This is a genomic window from Salifodinibacter halophilus, assembly GCA_012999515.1.
Classification (GTDB): Bacteria; Pseudomonadota; Gammaproteobacteria; order Nevskiales; family Salinisphaeraceae; genus Salifodinibacter; species Salifodinibacter halophilus.
This window is the reverse complement of sequence record JABEEB010000160.1, coordinates 1-287: the sequence shown is the minus strand read 5'-3', so window position 1 is coordinate 287 and position 287 is coordinate 1. Positions and strand designations below refer to the sequence as shown.

General features: G+C 70.7%; 1 protein-coding gene. It reads right to left on the bottom strand.

Features of this window, described 5'->3' with window-relative positions; all coding sequences use genetic code 11:
• Positions 1-21 precede the first annotated feature (21 nt).
• Positions 22-287, bottom strand: a 266-nt coding sequence (locus tag HKX41_11140; GenBank protein ID NNC24686.1) for an isovaleryl-CoA dehydrogenase, incomplete at its 5' end; no start/stop codon positions are given.

Below are 287 nucleotides of genomic sequence, written 5' to 3'. Positions count from 1 at the left end.
GGGGGGCAAGCGACGCCGCGATCAGCTCTTGCCGTCGAACAGCTCCCGCCCGATCAGCATGCGCCGGATCTCGTTGGTGCCCGCGCCGATCGCGTACAGCTTGGCGTCGCGCAGCAGGCGGCCGGTCGGGTACTCGTTGATGTAGCCGTTGCCGCCGAGGGTCTGGATCGCTTCCAGGGCCACTTCGACCGCGGCGTCGGAGGCGTGCAGCAGGCACGAGGCCGCGTCCACCCGGCTCTTGTAGCCGCCGTCGAAATCGCGCGCGACCTGGTAGGCGAACGCGCGGC